We start from the raw sequence: 26,277 nt of genomic DNA, 5'->3' as shown, positions 1-26,277 counted from the left end.
ACCCTCATGCCTCCCCCTTTAGGGAGGTTTGGAGGGTATATTTTTATTTTTTCCAGTACTTGTCTACCAATTCCTGCTTGATATTTACTTCCGATGGTTTAAAGTTTTCTGCAAACAATCCCCACGCCACATCCAACATCGTAGTAGTATCAATATTTACATCGATAGCAAGTAGTTTATCTGAATATTCCCTTGCAAATGCCAACGTACGCTCGTCATAGTCGGTCAGGTCGAAACCATTTTCCAGTTTTGTCTTAGCATTCGAGGCATCCGAATATAACCGTACAGCAGCATTCATCACCTGTGGATGGTCTTCGCGGGTTTTCTTCCCTGTAACAAGCTGTTTCAGACGCGATAACGAACGGAATGGGTCCACAATAACCTTACCTATATCCGTATCGCGGCGAAGGAATAATTGCCCTTCGGTAATATATCCGGTATTGTCCGGTATAGAGTGCGTAATATCTCCACCCGAAAGTGTTGTTACCGCAATAATGGTAATAGAACCGCCTTCGGGGAATTGCACTGCCTTTTCATAAATCTTAGCCAAATCCGAATATAACGAACCAGGCATCGAGTCTTTCGAAGGAATCTGGTCCATACGGTTCGATACGATTGCCAAAGCATCCGCATACGAGGTCATATCAGTAAGAAGCACCAGCACTTTTTCGTTCTTATCCACTGCGAAATATTCGGCAGCAGTCAAAGCCATATCAGGAATCAAAAGACGCTCAACAGGTGGATTTTCCGTTGTGTTTACAAAGCTCACAATACGGTCTAATACTCCCGCATTGCTAAACACATGCTTGAAATACAGATAGTCGTCGTTGGTAAGCCCCATACCTCCAAGGATAATTTTATCGGCTTCGGCACGCAAAGCCACATTTGCCATTACCTGGTTATAAGGTTGGTCAGGGTCGGCAAAGAAAGGTATCTTTTGTCCTGATACTAAGGTGTTATTCAGGTCGATACCTGCAATACCCGTAGCAATCAGTTCCGATGGTTGCTTCCGGCGAACAGGATTCACCGACGGGCCGCCAATTTCGCGTTCTTCTCCTTCCACTTCCGGCCCCCCGTCAATCGGGTCGCCATACGAGTTGAAAAAACGTCCCGCCAACTGGTCGCTCACTTTCAGCGAAGGAGCTTTGCCCAAAAAGATTACTTCCGCATCGGTAGGGATACCTTCCGTTCCTCCGAATACCTGCAAAGTTACCTCGTCGCCCATGATTTTTACCACCTGAGCCAACTCGCCGTTTACAGTAGCCAGTTCATCGTTCCCGATTCCCGAAGCACGGAGCGAACACGTTGCTTTGTTAATCTGGGTTATTTTTGTATAGATTTTTTGAAATGCTTTTGTTGCCATATTTTTTTTAGAATCAAGAGCCAAGAACTAAGAAACAAGACAAAAGTTTATTGGCTAATAAATTAGATAATTATTTCTTTCTTCTTTCTTCCAGAATTTCGCCCAATTCTTTACGATATTTTTCGAAATCGTCAGACTTAAATTCCGAATAGTTCATTTGCTTGCAAACATTAATGATGCGTTTGAAATACTCCATTACTTCCACGAATCCGTTAAACTCGTATTCTGTATTACATATTTCCATTACCAAGTCCAGAATATATTTCTGACGCTCGATAGGGGTCACAGCATCAATCTTATCAAACGCATCCTGCTGAAGAATAACAAAGTCAATCACTTCCGATTTCCAGAATGTAACGTGATAATCTACCGGAACACCATCATCTCCAAGGATATTGATTTGCTCCTGTACCTCTTTTCCACGTTGAAGCATGGTTTTCATATCGTTCACCTTACACGTCCAGTCGGGCGAGATAAGCTCCGAAATATATTCTTCGAACTCAGGATATTCTATATATTTTGAATAACTGTCGATTGGGTTTACAGCCGGATAACGCTTACTATCGGCGCGTGCCTGCTCCAATGCAAAGAAACAGCGTGCTACCTTCTTAGTACCTTCAGTTACAGGCTCTTTCAGGTTACCCCCCGCAGGCGATACCGTTCCGATAAAGGTAATAGAACCGGTCTTGCCATTTTTCAGGTAAACGAAACCGGCACGGCTATAGAAGTTACCGATTGTTGCCGACAAGTCCATTGGGAAAGCATCCTGTCCCGGTAGCTCTTCCATACGGTTACTCATTTCACGGAGTGCCTGCGCCCAACGCGAAGTAGAGTCTGCCATCAAAAGCACCTTCAGCCCCATAGCACGGTAGTACTCCGCAATAGTCATGGCTGTATATACCGAAGCCTCACGCGAAGCTACGGGCATACTCGATGTGTTTGCAATAATGATGGTACGTTCCATCAAACTGTGTCCTGTATGCGGGTCAATCAACTCCGGAAACTCCACAAAAAGCTCCACCACCTCGTTAGCACGCTCACCACAAGCCGCCATAATTACAATATCGGCTTCCGCCTGTTTTGATATAGCGTGTTGAAGCACGGTTTTACCTGTTCCGAAAGGGCCCGGGATAAATCCTGTACCACCCTCGGCTATTGGATTGGCGGTATCAATAGTACGTACGCCTGTTTCGAGCAGCTTAAACGGACGGGGTTTCTCTGTATGTACCAGAATAGGCTTTTTTACAGGCCATTTCTGAATCATATTCACCTCGTGGTCTTTGCCATCGGCATCAGTAAGCACGGCTACTGTATCCATTATAGTATATTCGCCTTCGGGTACAATACTTTTTACGGTATACTCGCCGAGAAACGAAAAAGGAACCATAATTTTATGAGGCTGAAAGTTTTCGTCCACCTCACCCAGCCACGACGCAGCCTCTACTTTAGAGCCTTTTTCTACTAAGGGAACAAACTTCCACTTTTTTTCTTTATCCAGCGGAAAATTATATTCACCACGTTTCAAGAAAACTCCCGTAAGTTTATCCAAGTCGTTTTGAAGCCCGTCATAGTTATGCGACAGCAAACCGGGACCTAAAGTCACCTCAAGCATGTGTCCCATAAATTCCACATCGCTACCCACTTTCAAACCACGTGTACTTTCAAACACCTGTACTGAAACATTCTTTCCGGTTACTTTCAGTACTTCTGCCATAAGGCGTTCGTCACCCAGTTGAATGTAACAAATTTCGTTTTGAGAAACGGGACCATCTACCTCCACTGTTACAAGGTTGGATATAATCCCTTTTACTGTTCCTTTTGTTGACATAAATCTTTATTTACAATTTACAGATTTACCATTTATAATTGGTAGCTCTGAATTGTTTATGGCTATATGTTATTTTTTATTAATTCCGATACTATAAAAACAAGACCAAAAATTATTGGTAAAACTGAATATGAAAACGTATGAACAGCTATCGCCTTCTTATCACCCATTCTTTTTTTCATTTCAGTGAGTTTGGTTAATTTTTCAGGATTTTTCGTCCTTATCACTATGGTATAAATACCATAAACGATAGCCAAAACACCAATAATTATAAATGTATAGTCTATTTCCTTCATTACATTACTCGTCAAACCTCACATCTTCTTTCAAAGAATCAAGTAATTCCCTGAAAATTTTTGTACCTTTTTCTTGCGTTAAGGGTTTCCAGCGGTTTATCAATTCGCACTTTAATACGAATGACAATACCCGCTCGATAGTGAAATAATCGAAGAAAGTATGCTCTTCGAGCCAATTCCATTTCAGTTCATCAATCTGCTTCTCGCGGCTCAGCAGGTTTGACTCTTCTGATATTTTCACAACTGCATCCAGTTCGTCAAAAATACCCGTCAAACCAAAGTCACGGGCATTGCTTTTGCGCAATATCTGCGCAATCTCGTTGTTTCCTATAATATACTGCTGAGGCTCGAAACCATATTTACGGCAGGCTATAGCAGCAAGCAGGTTGTTTATGTTAAGATTAAACTCGAACCAGTTGTGCAAAAACTCATTATTGTTTTGCATGGCATATTCGTAATACAGGCCGGCAAGGTAGTCCTCGTCCGATATGCCATTGAAAGACACATTCTCATCCTTATACGCCTGATAGTAATCAGGGATATAAGGCAGAAGCCTTGAGTCTTTCGGCTGCTCCGATTCCTCCATCAGGCTTACAAGCTCTTTCCAATCGTCAGCCTTCAACGCCCCAAGCGGGTTAAGCTCAGCATCTTTGTTCTGAAGATAAAACAGCAGGTTCCGGTTATCGTATTTAGCATAAATCAGATTCAAGAGCTTCATATCTTCGTCCGACAACTGCTCCTCCAAATCCGTTTTCAGCGCATCCATAGTTGACACACCTTTCGGGTCTTCCAACTGAATATCGGGCAAGCCTGCTATTAAATAATAATATCTCATTTTTTCATTGACGATTTAGCTATTTACCATTTACGATTGATTTCCAATTGTAAATAGTAAATTGTCAAATGGTAAATTAGAATAACATTTCTACTAATTTAGGACGCAAAAATTCTTTGAAGTAAGCTACCAACTCATCTTCGCCGAAAGTGATTTTGTATCCCTTGTTTTCTGAAATTATAGCAAAGTCGGTTTTTATACCATTGGCTTGTTGTATTTTCACGCCTTTGTCGAGCAATCCTTTTGCATTAGCCGCAAAATAATCGGTCAACGCCTTTGCATCTTTCGCCTCAATGGTAAGCTGGTCGTTTTTAGCCCACTCTTCTACTAAATTCAGAATAACTTTTTGCATGAAAGATTTATCCGAAGTAGCGGCTTTCACCGAGTCTGTTGCTATTTCGCCACAAATCAAATCGGTAATTTCGGTTTTCAACGCGTTCACCGATTGCTGTGCAAAAAGACGAAGTTCCGACTTTGTATTTTTATCCAATTCGGCCGATTTTGCCTGTGCTTCGGCAATAATTTTTTCTGCTTCGGCCTCAGCTTTGGCAATAATATCTTCGGCCCGGTCTTGAGCATTGTCAATAATTACTTTGGCTTCCTCATTACCTTTTTCTACTCCTTCCTGATATATTTTATCAGTAAGTTCCTGCAGTTTTGTATTCATATGAACGAAAATTTTCCTTGTATTTTTTTGAACAGCACAAATTTATATTTTTTATTCTGCTTTAAAAATTATTATTACCTTTTTTTTATGTTTTAGCAGTTTTTTTTACCAAGTTTTACCCTAAATAATAAAGTTGTTGTTTATTCCGGAATAATTACGCCGAAAACTATAATACATACCTATGGGATTTGTAAACCTAACTTTAAACTGAAAACAAAAAATAAGCAAAAACAACACATCAGCTATTTTTGCTTATTTAGATTACAGACACATTACTTGTTTTATTTTTTAATACAGAATAAACTTTACGGGATTTTTCTGTTCCGGCGATATTGCATGGAGTATATACGTTCCTTTTGCTAAACCGGACACATTAAGTTTTGCACTCTCCCCTGCTGCAGTATTCAATTTTTCCTGCAACACAACCCTTCCACGAATATCACATATAGTGAACAACACATTTCCGCTTACGCCCGACACCTCCAATATTGAATTATCCTGTGTCAAAACTACAATCAAATTGCGTTCTTCAGATATCGGCTCAAATGAGTCGGCAATATCCTTAGCAATAGTATAATATAAATTAAATTCGGCCACACATGTAAAAAGTGCTCCATTTGCGCTCTTTTTATTTACAAATTTCACATATTTCCCTTTAGTTGGCTCAAAAAAGACTCTTTTTCGGGATTCATCATCTTCAAATGTTCCGCTGGCAACCAGAGTTCCTTGCTGGCTGACACTATTCGAAACGTACAATTCATAATCACCTATTCTGCCATTTGCATTACCATCCTGACGAGGCAAATAATCGAATCCATTTATTGTATAAACCGAATCTATTTCAAACACAATATCATGGGGCAATGCCACTGCATCCGATTTCCATTGGCTGTGCCAATAACTCGACTCATTACCATCAATAGCGTATATAGCTTTTCCGTTATTATCTCCTTCACCAACTGTTTCTTCCGAAGTTTTACTCTTTACAGACAAACGATTTTGAGGGATTACATCTGTATTTGCCGGAAGCGCATCCAAACTGTAAAATAAATTAAACTCAACTATACATGTGTTATCATCACCACCGCTTGAACGTTTATTAATCAGCGTAACATACTTTCCTGCTATAGGCTCAAAAAAAGAACGCTTTACCTTACCATCATTCTCAAATGTTCCACCGGCAACTAAAACACCTTGTTCTGTAGCACTGTCAGATACATAAAATTCATAATCACCAATCCGGCCGTTACCACTGTCCTGGCGGGGCAGATACTCAAAGCCATTCAACATGTACGCCGAATCTACTTCAAAAACAATTTTATGTGGAAAAGCAATCTTGTTGCTCGACCACCGACTATGCCAGTAAGTATCTTCGTTACCATCAATCGCATGTATTGCGCGCCCATTGCTGCTTCCCTCGCCGCTTGTTTCCTGCGAGGTATAAGATTTCACTTTCAGGCGTTTTTGAGGCACATACAAGTTGGTTGGCCTCACATTGCTATTGGCGGGAACAGATACAGGAATAAATATCTTTTTTCCGGCACCGCTTATTGTTACCGAGGTATTTATTTTCCCCACTACCTCCGACTTATTTTCGCCATACCGTATTACTTCCAACTCCTGCACGCTACCCAAACCTGTAGAGCCGCTTTTTAATTCCAAAACCAGAAAATAGCGGAAATTTTTCCGTGTATCAAAACCTACAGAAGTCAAATCGGTCAAGTCCAGACCAAACTCCATCGGGTTGTTATTTATAACGCCACTATATTCGCCCAAAAGAGGGATAGGCTCAAACCCTGCATAGTTAAAGTGCTCTGCAACAATAGTTTCATCCGGCTCCGTTGCATTTGGGTCGCTACTTACCCCAATAGAAACTTTTATATTCGCCCTTTGGTTGTAATTCATTTTGATACGGAATACATCCTGTGGCTTATAATCTTTCCTTATGTAATATAACTCGGCGCTTAAACCTCCTCCGTATTCTTTTACAATCTTGTAAGGCACATATACACAGCCGTTGTTACCCCAGTTACCCCAGGAGTTGAGCAGAATAAGCGCACCACGCTCGTCATCGTCAATTTTTCCATTACCATTCAGGTCATACTCAATATCATCGTCGTAACCCGAAAATACAATTCCGTGGTCTATGCCAGGCCCATATTCGGTAACGATAAGCTTACCGCCTTCATATTTTCCGCTTGGGATATTTACGGTTTTCCAGCCACTTGTAGCGGCTCCACCGCCCACAACTCCGCCTTCGTTAAAAGATTCATCGTCATGATGATTGTATATCCACCACTTTACATATTCGAGGGCTTCGTCCGTATTCATTTTAATGTTGCTGGTTTTCTCCAGGCGGTTATCCATTGCCGAGCGCCACTTATCAAATCCGGTCATCCAGCCATAATTTTTACATTTGTCAGGCCAGCTTACATTACCTCCGTACACAGAGTTATATTGCCTTCCGCCATATACAGGAACGGTCGGTATCCCGTTAAATATAGCCATGTTTTCTTTATCCGAATTCTGTCCGGTAAGCAGCCATGTGAAGTGCGAAGGATACATATTTGCCTCCACCTTTCCACTCAGATTGCGGTAGTTATTAATTTCATAAGCAAACATATAACATATCCGCGAAGCAGAGCCACAACTTCCCATCGAGCCCTGATTCACTAACGAGCTCATATATTTTGACTGGCTATGGTCTACACGGCGGGGTAACGTAGTACGTGCTTCTTTAAACTGATGTAACTCCGTACGGATTTTTTCTCCGGAAAGGAACTCTATGTTTTCTTTTTCGCTATATGTTGATACTTGTGCAAAACATACTGAGGAGGTAAGTGAGAAGAACAGCAATAAAAACAAATTAGAAATACTGTATTGTGATTTCATTTTCGGTAAATTATATTAGATTTAACAGGTCGGCTCAGATAAGAGGTATCAAAAGTACTCTAAAACGTTTAATAAAGAAAGCGGATTAAAGTAAATTAACCCGCTTCACCTGTTTCCAATTATTATTTTACAGAATCTCAATACCTTGTTGTTCGCAAAGCTCCAACGCCATTTCCCTAAGGCGGAATTTCTGTATTTTACCACTTCCCGTCAATGGATATTCGGCTACCGTAAACACATAACGGGGTATTTTATAGCGGGCTATCTTATCCTTGCAATAGTCGCGTACGTCTTCGGTTGTTATCGTATATCCTTCTTTCGGGATAATAAAAGCACCCACATCTTCGCCGTAACGCTGAGATTTCACCGCAACCACCTGCACGTCTTTCACACCGGGCATCAGATACAGGAAGTCTTCTACCTCTTTAGGTGAGATATTCTCGCCTCCACGTATAATCATATCTTTGATACGCCCTGTGATGCGGTAATTACCGCTCTCATCTTTCACGCCCAAATCGCCGGAGTGCAGCCATCCGTTTTTATCTATTACCTGTGCTGTAGCCTCAGGGTTTTTATAATAGCCTTTCATCACGTTGTAACCACGGCAACACATCTCTCCTTCCACCCCAACCGGACATTCCTCGCCCGTAGCAGGGTCGAGCACAGCAACTTCGGTAAATTCATATTCGCGCCCCACTGTGGTGCAACGCACTTCGAATGAGTCGTCCACACGTGTCTGTGTCATACCCGGTGAGCTTTCTGTCAGCCCGTACACACTGGTTACGTCCAGAAACATTTTCTCGTTCACCTGACGCATCAGCTCCATCGGACACAAAGCTCCTGCCATAATTCCGGTACGGAGCGAACTCATATCAAACATTTCGAACATCGGGTGGTTCAATTCTGCAATAAACATGGTAGGCACGCCATGCAACACGGTACAACGCTCTTTGTGCACCGATGCCAACACCAGCAAGGGGTCGAATTTCTCCACCATCACCTGTGCACATCCGGTAGTGAGACAAGCCATAGTAGCCAGCACCACTCCGAAGCAATGGAACAGGGGCACACACACACATACCTTATCCGCTTGCGTATATTTCATATGGCAGCCTGTCAGGTATCCGTTATTGGCAATATTGTGATGGGTGAGCATTACGCCCTTAGGAAAACCGGTAGTTCCCGAAGTGTACTGCATATTCACAACATCGTGGCAATTCACGCTTTCTTTTATCTTATTATAATCTTCGTCCGATTTACTTGCTCCGAGCAACAACACCTCGGCTGTATTATACATACCCCGGTGTTTCTCTTGCCCTATATATACCACGTTTTTGAGAAATGGGAATTTCTCACTTTTCAGATGTCCACGTTGCGACTCCCTAAGTTCGGGGATAAGCTCGTAAACCATATCCACATAATTATTTCCTGCCACACCATCGGTCAGGCAAAGCGTGTGCATATCCGAATTTTCAAGCACAAACGCCAACTCGTGGCTTTTGTAGTTTGTGTTTACCGTAATAGCTACAGCACCCAATTTGGCACAGGCATACAGAAAAGTGAGCCAGTCGGGTACGTTTTGCGCCCATATACCAACATGAGTACCTTTTTTCACACCCATAGCCATCAATCCCTTGGCCATGTTATCCACGCGCTCGTTGAACTGCTTCCACGAGAAACGCAAATCGCGGTCGGAATAAACAATGTATGGATTATCAGGAGTTTCCTTTGCCCAATGCTCAAGCCAGTCTCCTAATGTTTTATCAAATAATTGCATGATTAATTAAAATTGAAGAGTGAAAATTAAAAGAAATGAACATCATAAAGCCTTGTTCATTTCTCATTCTTTGCTTCTCGCCTTTATTTACATCGGCGTATAAACCACGGCCAAAATCTGTGCCGTTTCCCCGTTCAGGGCTTCCACCAAATGGTCAACAATCGAATCGTAGTAAATACTATCACCTGCCTGAAGCACATGTTGGTTTTTACCATAATGCACCTTAATCGCTCCTTGCAGCACATAAATAAACTCTTCGCCCTCGTGTGTAGAAAGGATAGGCTTATGCTCCGCAGATGGTTTTATATTTATTACAAACGGCTCCATATGACGGCCTGCTTTCTGCGAAGCCAACGAATAAAAATCGAGGTGCGAGTTAGCATCCGAAAGCTGGCTCGAAAACGTAGCCGCTTCCTGTATATCATCTTTACGTTGTATAACAGGCCCAAGCTCTTCGCTATCGTCAAGAAAAGTACCTACACGTACGCCCAAAGCACGGGCTATCTTAATGAGTGAACCTAAAGAAGGGATTCTATCGCTATTTATTATCTTATCCACTTGCGCAGCAGTCAGCCCTGAGCGTTCTGCCAGCTCTTCCAAAGGAATATTTTTGTCTGTACACAGCGTTACGATTTTTTTCCCTACAACGTTTTGTTCCATCGTTTTTCTAACTTTAATTTCCGGCTCTATCCAAATGAATTATAATACAAAAACCGGAATAATTATCTATAACTAAAATTTAATTTACTTGTTTTCTATTATCAAAAATAGAAATTTATCAGATTTTCATCCAAAATTTAAACAAATAATAAGTGTAATGAAAATCGGCTGCAAAAATATCATTTTTTATTTCAAAAAAAAAGTTTTCGGATACAAATTTAAAACAAATTCAGCCGAAAACTTTATAAACAATTATTTTTTAAGTCCTTTTTCTATTTTTTTGATAGAATCCGGCTGTATTCACTTTCAGCAGATAATATATCCAATGCCGCCTTCAAATCGTTATCGTCGCGCAAGGTATATTCAATTTCTCCCTTTTGATAATAATAACGCTTTATAATTTCAACGCTCAGCATGTTTACAATTTCTTTTTTATTATCCGCAATGTCTTGCGCAATATCCGGTGTCAATTTCTTTTTGAAAGCCTCAATCTCTTCCGATGCCCTTTTATCCAATCCCTCATACTTTGCCACCTCCATAAGTTCGTCAAAATACTTCTCGGTCTGAGTAGTATAGGTAAACTTTTTTTCCACCAGATAATCGGTAAAAGTCTTGAAATCTTCGTCCGACAGGTTAAACTCAGCAGGAGACGCTATCTCCGGATGTTTCAGCACATATTCATTTACAAAATTGAAATAATGGTTTTGCAACAGGATGTAATAAGCCACGTTCATTGTTTTTTCTACCGTAGTCACTGTATCGGGAACTATCCCACCCCCATCGCGCACCTTACGGCCATTCTTAGTATAAAACACTGTCGTTAGGCTATCAGGCACACGTGCCACACTGCCATCCTGATTTTTGTGACTATAGTCAATAGCCTGAATACAACGCCCACTGGGGATGTAGTATTTGGCTGTAGTAATTTTCAGGTAATTGCCATATCCTACAGGACGAATGTTCTGAACAAGCCCTTTACCAAAGGTACGCTCACCAACCACAATCCCCCTGTCCAAATCCTGTATAGCCCCTGCCAAAATCTCAGAAGCCGATGCCGAAGCCCTGTTGGTAAGTATAGCCAGTTTCATATCCGGAAAAACAGGGTCGGTTGGCGTTTTGTATGCACGGTCGCTTTCCCTGTTCTTACCTTTGGTCGATACCACTTCGGTTCCCTTAGGCACAAAAAAGCCAAGTATCTTTACCGCCTCGTCGATAAGCCCGCCCCCATTATCGCGCAGGTCAATTATCAGCGATTCTATCCTGTCCTGTTTCACCATCTCATTTACAGCTGCCTTCAGCTCTATAGCAGCCCTGTCGGTAAAGTCGCTAAGCAAGACATAGCCTACCTTATCAGCTACAACAGCCGAGTAATTGACAGCAGGAAGCTGTATTTTTTCGCGTAAAAAAGTTTTCTCTATCGGTTTCTTTTCGCCTAAACGTTTCAATTTCAGATGCACCTTAGTGCTGGGCGTTCCCCGCAGCATCGAACTCACATCGCTAACCGACAATCCTTTGGTGCTCTTGCCATCTACTTCCAGAATAATATCGCCGGCACGCACACCATTTCGTTGCGCAGGCATCCCCTCGTAAGGTTCCGACACACACACATCGTCGCCATTTTTCACAATAAGAGAACCTACACCCCCATATTCGCCTTTGGTTATCAGCTTAATATCATCGGAGTTTTCTTCCGGCATAAAAACAGTATAAGGGTCTAAATTATGCAGCATATAATCTATGCTGTTCTTGGTCATTTTATCATAACTAAGCGTATCTACGTAAAACAAATCGAGCTCGCGCATAACCGAATTAAACGTGTTCAGGTTTTTGTTAATCAAAAACGTCCGGTCGGCCGAGTCCTGAGCCATGGAAGAATAAACTACCACCAACGCTAATAAAGCGACCAGTAAATATTGTTTAAAAGAAGACTGATTTTTATTCATTGCAATATATTAATGTAGTTACACAAGTTACGAGTAGATAGCCTATATATCAAAGCCATATGTTCGAAACAAAAGCGGATTGATATGGCATACTCTATTTTGAGCGTCTAAAGAGGTATTTTCACACCGGGAGGCAGAAACTCGGTAATGTCTTTGCCGTACGACATCAAATCGCGCGCTACGGTAGACGAAATATGCGAATATGCCGACTCCGTAAAGAGAATCACGGTTTCGATGCCTGTAAGTATCCGGTTGGTATCGCCAATAGTACGTTCGTATTCAAAATCGCCAACTGTGCGAAGCCCACGCAATATAAACCCGGCATCTACCGACTGGGCAAAGTCAACGGTCAACGAATCATAGGATATTACCTTCACCCGCTTTTCGCCTGCAAAGGCCTGTTCCACTATTTCTATTCGTTTTTCTACCGAAAACAAGGTTTTTTTTGACTGATTTTTCCCTATAGCAATAATTATCTCGTCAAACAGGTTAAGGCCTCGTTTCACAATACTGTAATGGCCTATAGTAAAGGGGTCGAATGTTCCGGGAAATATAGCACGTTTCATCTGAATTACTTTTTTTAAAATACCGAAGAGCTTTATAATCTTGCCCCTCGCACACTTTTACAAAAAATGAACTGACAAAGATAAAAAAATTAATTCTTGAGACAGGCAATAGGACCGATATGTTTATTTTTTTTGACTTTAAGCTATAAAAATTCAGTTTTTAATCTATCTTTGCCATACACATATTTGGATAAGTGATTATTTACCAACCAATTTGCCAAGCCCGATAAACAAATAATCAAAGTCGCGCGTTGTTTACATAACATAGAATAACTTCAAATCAAAAACATTAATTTAAGCTTGTATGAAAAAACTTATTTTATCATTAGTACTATTTTTCAGTGTAGCCACATTAGCACACTCCCAACTATTCAATATAGGTATCAAAACCGGTTACAATTCGTCTCTCACCTTAAGTTCGATTAGCTCAACTGTCAACTACGACTTTTCCAACGAGTTTTTCAACAACATGCACTTCGGAGTGTTCGGCCGCTTGTATTTTGGCAAACTGTATGTTCAGCCGGAACTACTCTACTCTATGGAAAAAAGAAACTATCAAGTTACTATAAACGATGTGGTGAACCAAGGCGAAAACCTGACATTCGACAATTTACTTAAGATGAAAACAATAGACGTACCCGTGTTGGTTGGCTACAAGCTATTAGACCTGAAACTGGTTAGCTTACGTGGGTATGCAGGCCCTAAATTCCGGTTCGACGTTGGTTCAACCCTCGCCCTCGACCCGAAAAACATAGCTCAAACCGACATGGATAAATTATCTACCGATTTCAAAAATGCGGCTGTAGGTTTGGAACTCGGCTTGGGTGTCGATGTGCTGATGCTTACATTTGATGTCCGATACAATTTTATCAACAACCTATACGAAACTACATGGGACTCAGTAGGCGACGCTGTAAAGGGCATACCTGCCAGCACATTTATTTTCTCACTGGGCTGGAAAATATTTTAAGTGGAAAACACCGAAAGCCACATAAAGAAAGAGAAAGTGTCAATATTAAAATTATCAGGCTTGACACTTTCTAATCATTACTTAGCAAAATAAGGCAATAAGGTTATTAGCGTCTGGTTGTTACACTATTATCAACCAGATTAAACTATCCTCATCACCTTATTTCGCCATAAACGAGTAACAGACAACATCTTAATATTCCGATTTAATTTACAACATTTGGCACAAACAAGTTAGGTTTCGTTAAATATTTGTGCTTAAAAAACAAAGCCTCTGCTTTTGTTCCTACATTCTTCGGATAAAAAATGAGGAATGATTTAGTTAGCTACAAGTTATCAGCTACAAGCTATAAGTCTTGTCCTTTTATCTTTTTTAATACAATATAAATCTTTCTCAGCAAATACCCCCTCAAAAAAATGCTTTTGCAAACGTTAAAATGTTTGTAAGTAGCGTTATTATGTTAGAGAGACTAAGCAGGTTTGGAGGGGCAAATTATCAACTTATGAACAGAAAACAATCATTTCGACAGACTTTAGTTTTGTTCTGTCTTTTTTCAATTTTCGTTTTTCATTTTTAGTGCAAACGCACAGGTAACAATCGGTGCCGATAAAGAATGTATTTTCCGGCATTTGTTCGATTTGGCTTAATGTGCTACCTGAAAAATGTGCTACCGCAAATTGGAATCCACCTTTCGAAATATTTTTCTGTCTTATCTGCCCCGCAAAGTCGTATAATCCGCCGAAAATATATGCGTGAATTTGCTGTAAGCTTTTTGTTGTTCCTATTTCGGCCTCGTCAATGAAACTGCTTTCGAAAAAAGAATATGCCTTTTTCTTACTTTGTCCATCAATACTGCTGTCGCTATATGTAAACCAATCAAGAAATTTTACGGCTTTGTTGTTGGGAAAATGTTTGGCAAGGGATATAATACCTTCACTATCAAGAGTGTCGGCTAAACGTCTCTTGCCATCCGATGCTACGAATTTGAAACCGTGAGTAGTACTCACGAGTTGGTTTTGCTCTTTAGTAAGTTTCCGCTTTAACCAACGCCAATAGTTATTTGCTTTTGTGTAATCGTCTTGTTCATAGAGTACTGCAACTATATCAACGACATTAAACCACCATTTGTTGTTTTCTTCGTCCCAAATAGCACGAACTTCGCGGTCGTCGAAAAAACGAATGGATTTTTTTGTATTATCGCTCATTGTTGGTTCCAACTTTATTTTTATCGGCTTCGAGTTTTACGCTATAACAAAGTCAAGTTGTTTCTTATCCAGATTTGCCTTTGCTATTTTCACTTTCAGTTCGTCGCCCAGTTGGTAGCGGCGGTGATAGCGTCGGCCAACCAGACAATAATTCTTTTCGTCGAACGAATAGTAATCATCATCCAGATCGCGGATTGGAATCATACCTTCACATTTGTTTTCAATCAGCTCTACATATATGCCCCACTCGGTAACACCGGAGATAACCCCGTCGAATACCTGCCCTATATGGTCGGCCATAAATTCCACTTGCTTGTACTTTATCGAGGCACGCTCGGCGTTCGACGCCAGTTGCTCCATGTCCGAACTATGCTGGCAAAAAGCCTCGTACTCCTGCTTGTTAACGCTTTTGCCGCCTGTCATATACCGTTCGAGCAAGCGGTGAACCATCATATCGGGGTAACGGCGGATTGGCGAAGTGAAATGGGTGTAATACTCAAAAGCTAACCCATAGTGACCTATATTGGTAGTAGAGTAAATAGCCTTTGCCATCGAGCGTATCGCAAGGGTCTCGATTAGGTTTTGTTCCTTTTTACCCTGTACATTGTCCAGCAGCTTATTTATCGACTTGGAAACATCTGTTTTCTTTCCGTTAGTTTTCAGATAATAACCAAAACGCCTGATAAAGTCGGAGAAATTTACCAGTTTTTCCACATTGGGAGTATCGTGAATCCGATAGACGAAAGTTTTTGCTTTCTTGCCTTTTTCAGCAATCCCCACATGAGCGGCAACAGTTCTGTTGGCCAGCAGCATAAATTCCTCTATCAGTTTGTTCGAGTCTTTTTGTTCTTTGAAGTAAACACTCAGCGGTTTTCCTTTTTCATCTATTTCGAAACGTACCTCCACCCTGTCGAATGCTATTGCGCCTTTGGCAAAGCGTTTCTCCCTCAGAGCTTTTGCAAACTTGTCGAGGGTAAGGATTTCTTCACTCAGTTCGCCCGTGCCCGTTTCAATTGTTGCCTGAGCCTCTTCGTATGTAAATCGGCGATTGCTGTTTATCACGGTGCGTGCAATGTCGTACTTAACCACTTCGGCATCGTCATTCATCTGAAAAAGTACGGAAAAACACAGTTTGTCTTCGTTAGGGCGTAGCGAGCATATGCCGTTAGACAAATGCTCAGGCAGCATTGGTACGGTACGGTCGACCAGATACACGGATGTAGCTCGTTTAAAAGCCTCTTCCTCGATAATGCTATCGGGGCGCACATAATGCGTAACATCTGCAATGTGTACACCAACTTCCCACAGCCCATTTTCCAATTTTCTGATTGACAGGGCATCGTCAAAATCCTTTGCATCGCGCGGGTCGATAGTAAAAGTTATGACATTGCGCATATCTATCCGCTTTGCTACTTCTTGCGGGGTAACTCCGGCATCTATTTTTAATGCTTCTTTCTCTATCGCATCCGGATAGGTATAAGGCAATCCAAATTCGGCCAATATGGCGTGCATTTCGGTGTTGTTGTCTCCTTTATCGCCTAATATATCAATAACTTCTCCTACCGGATTTTTGCCTTTCTCTTCCCACGAAATCACTTTTACGATAGCCTTTTGTCCATTTTCGCCTCCCTTCAGTTTATCCTTCGGGATGAAAATATCGCTATTCATCACCCTGTTGTCCAAAACCAGAAAAGCATAATTAGGCGACACATCCAGTACGCCTACAAACGTGTCTTTCGAGCGTTTTGTGATTTCAACCACTTCGCCCTCAGGCTCCTGCCCTTGGCGGCGCGCATACAGAAAAACTTTGGCTCTGTCGTTCACCAACGCATGGTTCGTTTTCCGCTCGGGGATAAATACGGCTTCGCCGCCTTCATCGGGCAACAAGTACATTTTTACCCCCCGGCGCTCTATCGTGCCTGTTATATAGCCTCCCATTGGGTTGAGTTTATACTTCCCACGAGATATTTTGGTCAAAAACTCTTCGTCGGCCAGTTCAGCCATTATTTCGCTCACAAAAACCCGTTGCGACTCAGCCTTTACATTTAGCAGCGACGAAATTTGTTTGTAGTTGAATGTTTTATCGGAGTTGTCGTTGAATATATTGATTATTTTGCGAACAAGTTCTTTTTTGCTGATACGCAGGTTGGCCGGTATCTTTCTTTTTTTTCTCGACATATATCTATGAATTATTGTTTAAAGTTTTTCCGTTTCTCTCTCTTCCGGATATTTTTTTACAAATATACAACAAAGCCGAAATAATATAGTTTTTTATCTCTTAATTCCTTAAAACAAGTATGTGTTAATTATTAAAGAACAAACAAAACTTAAACTTAACTAAGTCAATTTTGAATGAAACCTAATTAATTTTGTCCTGTATGAAAAAAGCAGTAATTTAGCAACCTGAATAAACTAATATTGACATTATTATATGGAGAATAATTATTGCATCATAATGGCTGGTGGTGTCGGGAGCCGTTTTTGGCCTTTCAGCAGAAATGACCGCCCGAAACAGTTTCTGGATTTTTTCGGAACAGGCCGTTCGCTTTTGCAACTTACTTTCGACCGTTTCCGCCATGTTGTTCCGGCTAAAAACATACTGATTGTAACCAACCATATATACAAGGAGTTGATAATGGAGCAGTTGCCCGAAATTCAGCCGAGCCAGATATTACTGGAACCGCATCGCCGCAACACAGCCCCCTGTATTGCATATGCCGTAAGCCGTATAAAATCAATTACAGACAAAGCCAATATAATTGTAACCCCTTCGGACCATTTGATACTGAAAGAAACCGAGTTTCTCGACACTATACGCGAAGGGCTGAACTTTATAGAAGCCAACGATTCGCTTCTTACGCTTGGTATAAAACCCAGCCGCCCCGAAACAGGATACGGCTATATACAAATAGATGAGGGTGCGGGCAACCTGCGTAAGGTGAAAACGTTTACCGAAAAACCTAATGCCGAACTGGCACAGGTGTTTTTCGAAACCGGAGAGTTTTTCTGGAATTCCGGCATTTTCCTTTGGAATCTGGACAGTATTGATTCGGCTTTTCAAACTTTGCTACCCGAAATAGCTGATAAATTCAATAGGGGGAAAAGCAAGATGAATACCGACGAGGAGCAAAGCTTCATAAACGAAATATATCCTACATGCCCTAATATCTCAATTGATTATGGTATTATGGAGAAGGCATCGAACGTATATGTGCTTTGTTCTGATTTTGGCTGGACCGATTTGGGTACATGGGGGTCGCTGTACGATATGTCAAACAAAGACGAACAGGAAAATGTAACGCTAAAATGTCAGGCTGTTTACTACGAGAGCCAACGCAATATTATAGCTCTGCCTTCGGATAAGCTGGTAGTGGCTCAAGGCTTGGAGGATTATATTGTAGCCGAGTCGGACAATGTTTTGCTTATCTGCAAAAAAGAGGAGGAACAGCGTATCCGCCAGTTTGTGAATGATGTAAACATAATGTTCGACGGTAAATACAATTAATAGTTACGAGTTACTTCGCCCTTCGGGCAGTTACAAGTGAATAGTAAACAAGTTGACGAGTAGACAAGTGAACGAGGATGTAGGTAATGATATTCAATCGTAAATTTGTAAATCGCAAATCGTAAATGGAGATACTGAACATAGCAATACCGGCGGTTATCGTTTTTCTGACAGCTTATCTGCTGTTGGACAAAATGTTTAAGAACGAGCAGGAAAGGCGCGATTTTGAGTTACGCAAGAATAACCAAAGCACCATTGTACCTGTGCGTCTTAGGGCGTACGAGCGGCTTTCGCTGTTTTTGGAACGCACCATGCCCAATGCAATGCTGATAAATAACATCAAGCCGGATATGAACTGTATGCAGCTTCAGGGCAAGCTGCTCGAAACTATAAGGGAAGAGTATTCGCATAACCTCTCGCAACAGATATACGTGAGCGATGGGCTTTGGGTAAGCGTAGTGGCGGCAAAGGAGAGTTTGATAAAACTGGTGAATACCTGTGCTGCCTCGTGCAATCCGGCTGAGCCGGCTACAGTACTTGCCGAAAAAATTATTCAGGTGTTTAGTTCCAGTGAAAATACACCAAGCGAAATAGCTTTGGCAAACTTAAAAGAAGAAATAAGAAAATTCCTGTAAAAACTACGCCGAGAACAAATGTCGAAAAACTTAGTCCGTGTTTTATTTTTTACCGTATCATTCTGCACCTTGTTTCTCTTTTCGTGCGGCAATGATGAAGAATGTCGCAGGGATAAGTTTGTAAGGTTATATGCCGGTTTTTATACCGTTAAAACGGATACGATTACAGGTATAAGTGCCGAATCGAAACTATCGGTGGATAGTATAACCGTGAAAGGCGTGGGTGTTGATTCGCTGCTCTACAACAATAGCAAAAAACTAAATTCGGTGCAGCTGCAGCTTAATAAACTCAAAACACAATCGGATTTTGTTTTTGTTTTCAATAATGTAGTCGACACCATTAAGTTCGGCTATAGTAGCAGTGAAAGTTACTTGTCGTTCGAGTGTGGTACACTCACTACCTTTGCTCTCGACACGCTGAATAGTAAACATACAACGAATTACATTGATTCCATAATTATAATCTCACCCGAAGTAAGTACGGCCGATGTCGAAAACATTAAGATATATCATACTCCTAAGTAGTTTCGTCGGTAGCATTAGCTTTCAGGCATTTTCGCAAGCCGGAAAAACCGAAACGGAGGAGAAAATTCCCTTGTATCAGGGGGTGAAAGCAGAGTTGGATTTGGCGTCGATAGTTATGTCGGCCATATCGAATGGCGAAACGTACTCGGTAGAAGCCAATGTACAGGTAAACCTGCGCGAAAAATACTTTCCTGTACTGGAAATGGGGTTTGCCGGGGCAAATAAAATATCCCACAATGATTACGGTTTCAAAACAAACGGGATTTTTGCAAGGATAGGCATCGACTATAATCTGATGAAGCCGAATGCGCCGGATGCAAGTATCAGAAAATACTTCTTTTTGGGAGGGAGATATGCGTTTAGCCCTTTTTCGTATGATGTTACCAATGTTATCGTTGAAGACGATTATTGGGGTGGGGAAGCTGTAAGGGATTTTTTAGGTATGAAAACCACCAAGCATTGGCTCGAAGTAGTAGCAGGGCTTAAAGTCGAGGTTTTTCAAAACATCTATATGGGTTGGAATGTGAGGATTAAAATCTTGCTGGGGCAGGAAAAACTTGGCGAAATTTCGCCTTGGTATATTCCCGGTGTCGGAATAAAATCAACCGGGGCTAACTGGGGATTCAACTATACGATAGGGTATAAGTTTTGAGGCAAGAAGCAGTGAGAGAGAAGAGTAAAGTAAGAAAAGGAATAAAGGGTAATTACCCCCGGATACAGGATAACAGATTTGGTTGAAGCGGATTTAAAATCCGCAGTTAATAAGTCACGGGATTGCAAATCCCGTGAGACGAGAAGATGTCATTACGTTTATAAACGTTTTTTGCCATATAGTTTTTTAGTCCGAAGCGGATTTGCAATCCGCTTCGGAAAAATACTATCAGGATTTGTAATCCGTTTAAATTTCCTCCCTTTTCGTAGCAAACGGGAGAGAGAAGAAAAAAAGTTCCGTTAGGAACGCAAGTTTGGTAAAAACAGGTAGATAAAATATAACAAGCGTGCCGTAGGTACACGACTTATACAATTATCGAGAAAAATATAACACAAATTTCAATATACTTTAATATCTTTGGACAAACTAAGAAAATGTTTTGAATATACTCTAAAGTTGAAAAAGTTTAGGTGTAAAGCGGACTTTAAGCCGCTATACGCCCTACCGTACAGCGGCTTTATGCCGCTTGTCGGATAATAACACCGATATCAGATTTAGTTCAAACCAATTTTCAAGAAAAAAAAGAATAGTAACAAACAGATTATGAACTCCATCGAACAATTAAATCGTGCAGCGGATAACATCCGTATTTTGTCGGCAGCTATGGTAGAAAAAGCAAAATCGGGTCACCCCGGAGGTGCTATGGGAGGAGCTGACTTTATTAATGTTTTATTTTCCGAATTTATGGAATTTGATCCTGAAAACCCATACTGGGAAGGTCGCGACCGCTATTTTCAAGATCCGGGACACATGTCGCCCATGTTATATTCCGTCCTTTCATTTTTTGGAAAATACAGTATGGACGATTTAAAACAGTTCCGCCAGTGGGGTAGCCATACTCCCGGGCATCCTGAGCGCGACATTGAGCGGGGTATCGAAAATACATCCGGCCCATTGGGTCAGGGACATACCTTTGCGGTAGGAGCAGCTATTGCCGCTAAATTTCTGAAAGCACGTTTTGGAGAGCAGATGAACCAGACTATCTATACTTACATCTCGGATGGAGGTATTCAGGAGGAAATATCGCAGGGTGCAGGGCGCATTGCAGGGCACTTGGGATTGGATAATCTGATTATGTTTTACGATGCGAACGACGTGCAGCTTTCTACTATGACTGATGCTGTTACCAGCGAAGATATCCGTATGAAATACGAGGCTTGGGACTGGAAAGTGCTGGAAATAGACGGAAACGATGCGGAGCAGATACGCAAAGCGTTGAAAGAAGCTAAAGCCGAGAAAGAACGTCCTACCCTGATTATCGGAAAAACAATTATGGGTAAAGGTGTGGTGAAAGCAGATGGCTCTTGCTATGAGGGACAAACCTCGACACATGGCCAGCCATTGGGGGCAAGCGATGCTTCGTACGAAGAAACTATAAAAAACCTGAATGGCGATGTCGAAAATCCGTTTGTTATTTTCGATGCAACCAAAGAAATATACGCAAAGCGTACAGAAGAACTTAAAAAAATAGCAGCCGAAAAACGTGCTGCGAAAGCTAAATGGGCTGCAGCTAATCCCGAATTGGCTGAGAAGCTGGAGTTCTATTTCTCAGGCAAAGCACCTAAGGTAGATTGGGATTCGATAGAGCAAAAAGCAAATCAGGCAACCCGTTCAGCTTCGGCTACCGTGTTGGGAGTATTAGCTAAGCAGGTGGGGAATATGATTGTTTCGAGTGCGGACTTATCCAACTCGGATAAAACAGATGGATTCCTTAAGCAAACCACAGAATTTAAAAAAGGCGATTTTTCAGGTGCATTTTTCCAAGCCGGAGTTTCTGAATTTACTATGGCTGCGTTATGTATAGGTATGACCCTGCACGGGGGAGTTATCACTGCATGCGGTACTTTCTTTGTGTTCTCCGACTATATGAAGCCTGCTATGCGCATGGCAGCACTTATGGAGCTTCCGGTGAAGTTCGTGTGGTCGCATGATGCGTTCAGGGTGGGCGAGGACGGGCCTACACACGAGCCTGTAGAGCAAGAGGCTCAAATCCGACTGTTGGAGAAACTGAAAAACCATAAAGGAAACAACTCCATGTTGGTGCTTCGCCCTGCCGATGTAGAAGAAACTACTGTGGCATGGCGTATGGCTATGGAGAATACAAGCACTCCTACGGGGCTTATCTTCTCGCGTCAGAACATTAATGACCTATCAGCCGAAACATCGCGCAAGGAGGAAGCAAAGCAAGCTGAAAAGGGCGCGTATATAGTGAATAGCGATGAAAATCCGGATGTGATTTTGGTAGCTTCGGGCTCCGAAGTTTCTACCCTTGCCGAAGGTGCGGAACTATTGCGTGCCGAAGGCGTAAAATTGCGTTTGGTGTCGGTGCCTTCCGAAGGCTTGTTCCGCAATCAGACAAAAGAATATCAGGATTCTGTCATTCCTGTAGGAGCTAAGGTGTTTGGGCTTACTGCCGGTTTGCCTGTAACGCTCGAAGGGCTGGTAGGATGCAATGGTAAAGTATGGGGATTGGAGTCGTTCGGATTCTCAGCACCTTACAAGGTGTTGGATGAAAAACTCGGATTCACGGCTCAGAACGTATATACGCAGGTAAAAGAAATGTTGAAATAACACAGATAAACTACAAAAAGGGTTTCGCTCTCAAAGGTGAAACCCTTTTTCTGTTTTAAATTTGCAGTCAAGTGCTCGTACAGGTGTTTACTTGTGTGTTGAAGAGCAAATTGTTTTTGATATCTCTGCTTTTCGAGCAAGACACGGACTACAAATTACGAGTGTTCGGAAGATTTTCCGCATAAAATAACGATTTTATCCGTTCGTTTAAAAAAATAAAAAAATGTGGTGTTTATCAACACAGGAATCGTTTATCTGTTGACAACAAGCAGGTCGAGTTCTTTGAGCGGATTGATAAAAGCCGTTCTTTTCTGTTCAACGATTCAAAAGCTACTTGACAGATTGGTTAGTACTTTCTCCTTTTTACTTTCTCCTTTTACCTAATTTCCTTTTCGAGTTCCAGTCTTTTGTACTGTTTGCGGAAGCGTGTTATCAGCAGCACAGCAGCTACCGACAGCCCGAATATAAAGCCAATCCATAACCCACCGGGCCCAAGGCCTAAAACGAAAGCGCATAAATATCCTACGGGAAGATTAATAACTATATAGGATAGGAATGCAATAAGCATAATTTTTTTAACGTCCTGTATTCCGCGCAAGATGCCTACTGTGATAGATTGCAGTCCATCGGAAAACTGGTATGCAGCCACGAAAATCATTAAGTGCGAGGCAATGCGTATAACTTCCGGGTCGTTGGTAAAGATGCGTGCTATAGGCTCACGCAGCGTAATAAATATAATTGCCGTGAATGTATTCCATAGCAGCCCCAAATGGTAAGAGGCATTTGCAGCCATTTTCAAGCCTTTCAGGTTGCCTCTGCCATACTCGTGGCTCACACGGATGGTAGTGGCTGAGCTAAGCCCCAACACAATCATAAACGCGAAATTTGAAATAGTAAGGGCAATCTGGTTTGCCGCTATCTCGGTGGTGCCTATCCATCCCATCATGATGGAGGTAAGGGCAAAAGCGGCTCCTTCCATAAGCATTTGTGATGCGATGGGAGCACCTACCACAAGGAGCAGACGTGAGTATTTCAGACTGAAATACTGCCATTTGAAGTGTTTCAGGTAAGATTTGAACTTGGGTACAAGAATGAAAAACAAAATGGCGAAAACAGGCATGCAGATACGTGATATAAGCGTGGCAAGTCCGGCTCCAGCAGCTTCCATGCGTGGGAATCCCCAGTTGCCATAAATCAGCAGCCAGTTGAATAATATATTGATAAGATTGGCTGTTATAATAATTACCATGTTGATGGTGGTATTGCCTATTCCTTCGAGGAATTGCTTGAAACAGCAGAATATCATGTACGGAATAATAGACCAAACCAGATACCTGTAATAGGGTATCGACATCTCTACCACCTCGATAGGTTGCCCAAGATGATACATTAGTGGAATAAGCGCCTGCTGTACAGCAAAGGCGAGGATGCTTATAAGTGTAAAAAGTACAAATGAATTCTGAAAAAACTTTGCAGATTCGTCGTACTTGCCTTGTGCATACTGTTCGCCCACAAGCGGTGTTAAAGCCAGTGCAATACCTGTGACAAAAATGAATACCATAAAAAACACGCTCCCTCCAAAAGATACGGCCGCTAAAGGCAATGCACCCAGCCTGCCCACCATTGCATTGTCGAAAAGTTGTACGGATGCTACCCCCACTTGCGACAGCATGACCGGAGCCGCAAGACGTAGATTTTCAATGTATTGTTTTTTGTAAAGTTGAAAATTCATTGTGTTGATTTTTTTTAGAAAAAGTTTGCAAAGGTAGTCATAATTTAAGGGCGAAACAAAACTCTTTTTCTTTGATGGTCGTTTTTAAACTGCAAAAAATAAAGGCACAAGTTTAGCGTAGCGCAACTTGTGCCAATGGGCGAGGGTAATATATAAAACACCACAGGCAGGGTATTGCCGGCCTGTGGTTATTAATGGGGCAGTGCTTTTTTGTGTGCTTACAATTCCGCCACACACCGTACACTGAAGCCGTACGCACGGTGGTTAATGTTTGCAGGGTACACGTTACTACTATTGACGTGCAGGAGGAGCGAGTACGTACTGCTAAGGCTACCACTCCAATAATAGCCGCTAGTACCTATGTGGTAGAACTCGCCAGTATTGTGGGTGCGGTGGCCGGCGGCGGGCAAAAATAAAGTAGTAGTCTCGCCGTCAGGTTTGATTTCGTAACCGGCAGTACCATTAGCAGCATCGTGCCATATCCAAGTATTAGCTACGGCAGTAGCTTTAGCTCCGGGTGCCGAGCCTCCACGGAAGATATCACTCCATTCCCCCTGAGCAGGTACACGAAAACCAGTGGGGCATGGGTCGCAAGTTGCGTTCTTTTGATTACGCCAGTTAAGGTCGGCGGTTGTAGCTGATGTCCAATTGTAAGGGTAAGCAGTAATTTTAATAAAGGTAGTAACACCACCCGTAGTAACACCGTTAGTAGTTGTACCACCACTTGTTACACCTGTAGCAAGAGTAGTAGAAGTCCCACTTGCGCGTTTTTCGTGACCGTCGCGAGTACGACCCCATTGGTATAAGTCGCCGTAAACAGCGGAGTTACGATCTGCTAGACTAGCTGTAGTACCACTATAGGTATATACAGGACTGTCGTATGCTTTTTGAGCAGCAATAGTTGTAACAGTAGCACCAAGATTATAACACATAAATTTGCTCCATCCTCCTGCTACTGTTTTAGCACCACAGCCTACAGCCACTTCGGCTATCTCGCTATTTATGCTGTTGCCGTTAGCGTCGGTAACTTGGCAATAGTAACGGCGCATGCCCAATGCTGATAAGTCGGGAGTAAAGGCTGCGGCTGTTTCACCGGTTATAGGAGCAGGAGCTGCATTGGTGTTAGCTGTCAGTTCGTACCATTGGTAAGTAAGAGGAGCAACACCTGTAGCCGCTACGCGGATAGTAGTTGCGTCAGTACCAATACCCAATAAAGTACCTGCACCTTCAGTTTCTTTCCAATTGAAAGCACGAGGCTGGGTAGTAATAACTAAATTGTCGCTACCACCACTACAATCGGATACCCAAGCAGTACCGTTCCAAGTATCGGTACAGTTAGTGGTAGTGTTGTAAATGGTTAACCCCTTTGCTAAGTCCTTACCACTTACCGATAAGGCATTACGCTGAACTGTAGTAAGCTGAGGCAAGCGAAAACCGCCTGTAGTACTTACTACTTCTAAAGCTGAGAATGTTTCGGGTGCTTTGTCAGCCCCGATAGTTACTTGCGCAGTTGCACTGAAAATGAAAAACGAAAATTGAAAAAGACAGAACAAAACTAAAGCCTGTCGGAATGATTGTTTTCTGTTCATGAGTTG

The 26,277-nt window shown here is 42.0% G+C and carries 19 protein-coding genes and 1 pseudogene; 6 read left to right on the top strand and 14 right to left on the bottom strand.

The annotated features are described in order from the left end of the window. Window positions 1-43: 43 nt before the first annotated feature. The 10 genes from D0T49_RS06405 to coaD form a co-directional block, all read right to left on the bottom strand. Window positions 44-1,363, bottom strand: a complete 1,320-nt coding sequence (locus tag D0T49_RS06405; protein ID WP_163629770.1) for a V-type ATP synthase subunit B — start codon at window positions 1,361-1,363, stop codon at window positions 44-46. Between the two features lie 70 nt (window positions 1,364-1,433). Further along, on the bottom strand, window positions 1,434-3,191 hold the full coding sequence (locus tag D0T49_RS06400) for a V-type ATP synthase subunit A (RefSeq protein ID WP_163629769.1): 1,758 nt from the start codon (window positions 3,189-3,191) through the stop codon (window positions 1,434-1,436). Between the two features lie 62 nt (window positions 3,192-3,253). After that, complete coding sequence (locus tag D0T49_RS06395; protein ID WP_163629768.1) at window positions 3,254-3,487, bottom strand: hypothetical protein; 234 nt, start codon at window positions 3,485-3,487, stop codon at window positions 3,254-3,256. Window positions 3,488-3,491: 4 nt separating this feature from the next. Further along, window positions 3,492-4,322: a DUF2764 family protein gene (locus tag D0T49_RS06390; RefSeq protein ID WP_163629767.1), complete on the bottom strand. Its 831-nt coding sequence runs from the start codon at window positions 4,320-4,322 to the stop codon at window positions 3,492-3,494. 76 nt (window positions 4,323-4,398) lie between these two features. Continuing rightward, complete coding sequence (locus D0T49_RS06385; protein ID WP_163629766.1) at window positions 4,399-4,989, bottom strand: hypothetical protein; 591 nt, start codon at window positions 4,987-4,989, stop codon at window positions 4,399-4,401. 288 nt (window positions 4,990-5,277) lie between these two features. Next, window positions 5,278-7,881 (bottom strand): discoidin domain-containing protein, encoded by a 2,604-nt coding sequence (locus D0T49_RS06380; protein WP_163629765.1) that lies wholly within the window; start codon window positions 7,879-7,881, stop codon window positions 5,278-5,280. Window positions 7,882-8,008: 127 nt separating this feature from the next. Next, a complete protein-coding gene (locus D0T49_RS06375) occupies window positions 8,009-9,658 on the bottom strand; it encodes an AMP-binding protein (RefSeq protein ID WP_163629764.1) in 1,650 nt (549 codons plus the stop codon). Between the two features lie 87 nt (window positions 9,659-9,745). Next, window positions 9,746-10,318, bottom strand: a complete 573-nt coding sequence (locus tag D0T49_RS06370; protein ID WP_163629763.1) for a helix-turn-helix domain-containing protein — start codon at window positions 10,316-10,318, stop codon at window positions 9,746-9,748. Between the two features lie 272 nt (window positions 10,319-10,590). After that, on the bottom strand, window positions 10,591-12,261 hold the full coding sequence (locus D0T49_RS06365) for a S41 family peptidase (RefSeq protein WP_239057017.1): 1,671 nt from the start codon (window positions 12,259-12,261) through the stop codon (window positions 10,591-10,593). Between the two features lie 107 nt (window positions 12,262-12,368). Beyond that, entirely contained in the window at window positions 12,369-12,827 is a 459-nt protein-coding gene (gene coaD / locus D0T49_RS06360; protein ID WP_163629762.1) for a pantetheine-phosphate adenylyltransferase, read from the bottom strand. A gap of 304 nt (window positions 12,828-13,131) precedes the next feature. On the opposite strand from coaD, the gene D0T49_RS06355 reads away from it, so the two are divergent. Further along, a complete protein-coding gene (locus D0T49_RS06355; RefSeq protein ID WP_163629761.1) occupies window positions 13,132-13,797 on the top strand; it encodes a porin family protein in 666 nt (221 codons plus the stop codon). Between the two features lie 611 nt (window positions 13,798-14,408). On the opposite strand, the pseudogene D0T49_RS06350 reads toward D0T49_RS06355, so the two are convergent. Continuing rightward, a pseudogene (locus D0T49_RS06350) lies at window positions 14,409-15,002 on the bottom strand (BRO family protein); the annotation flags it as partial. Window positions 15,003-15,038: 36 nt separating this feature from the next. Beyond that, window positions 15,039-17,180 carry a ribonuclease R gene (gene rnr, locus D0T49_RS06345; protein ID WP_163629759.1) on the bottom strand — a complete coding sequence of 714 codons (2,142 nt, stop codon included), beginning with the start codon at window positions 17,178-17,180 and terminating at the stop codon, window positions 15,039-15,041. Between the two features lie 253 nt (window positions 17,181-17,433). Here rnr and D0T49_RS06340 point away from each other — a divergent pair, with 253 nt between their 5' ends. The 5 genes from D0T49_RS06340 to D0T49_RS06320 all read left to right on the top strand — a co-directional run bounded on the left by D0T49_RS06340 (window position 17,434) and on the right by D0T49_RS06320 (window position 22,950). Then, window positions 17,434-18,507 (top strand): mannose-1-phosphate guanylyltransferase, encoded by a 1,074-nt coding sequence (locus tag D0T49_RS06340; RefSeq protein ID WP_163629758.1) that lies wholly within the window; start codon window positions 17,434-17,436, stop codon window positions 18,505-18,507. 125 nt (window positions 18,508-18,632) lie between these two features. Next, window positions 18,633-19,142 carry a hypothetical protein gene (locus D0T49_RS06335; RefSeq protein ID WP_163629757.1) on the top strand — a complete coding sequence of 170 codons (510 nt, stop codon included), beginning with the start codon at window positions 18,633-18,635 and terminating at the stop codon, window positions 19,140-19,142. An 18-nt stretch (window positions 19,143-19,160) separates the two neighbouring features. Then, window positions 19,161-19,667, top strand: coding sequence for a DUF6452 family protein (locus D0T49_RS06330; protein ID WP_163629756.1), 507 nt, complete (start codon window positions 19,161-19,163; stop codon window positions 19,665-19,667). Beyond that, window positions 19,630-20,319: a DUF6048 family protein gene (locus D0T49_RS06325; RefSeq protein ID WP_163629755.1), complete on the top strand. Its 690-nt coding sequence runs from the start codon at window positions 19,630-19,632 to the stop codon at window positions 20,317-20,319. Before D0T49_RS06330 ends, D0T49_RS06325 begins: the two co-directional genes overlap by 38 nt. A 603-nt stretch (window positions 20,320-20,922) precedes the next feature. After that, a complete protein-coding gene (locus D0T49_RS06320) occupies window positions 20,923-22,950 on the top strand; it encodes a transketolase (protein WP_163629754.1) in 2,028 nt (675 codons plus the stop codon). A gap of 376 nt (window positions 22,951-23,326) precedes the next feature. Here the strand turns inward: D0T49_RS06320 and D0T49_RS06315 are convergent, their stop codons facing one another. Further along, complete coding sequence (locus D0T49_RS06315; protein WP_163629753.1) at window positions 23,327-24,682, bottom strand: MATE family efflux transporter; 1,356 nt, start codon at window positions 24,680-24,682, stop codon at window positions 23,327-23,329. Window positions 24,683-24,900: 218 nt separating this feature from the next. Beyond that, window positions 24,901-26,277 (bottom strand): FISUMP domain-containing protein (locus D0T49_RS06310; protein WP_203583434.1); only part of this gene is annotated, 1,377 nt, incomplete at its 5' end.

Source organism: Paludibacter sp. 221, assembly GCF_010501035.1.
Lineage (GTDB): Bacteria > Bacteroidota > Bacteroidia > Bacteroidales > Paludibacteraceae > QVMH01.
This window is presented reverse-complemented; position numbering and strand designations above follow the sequence as displayed.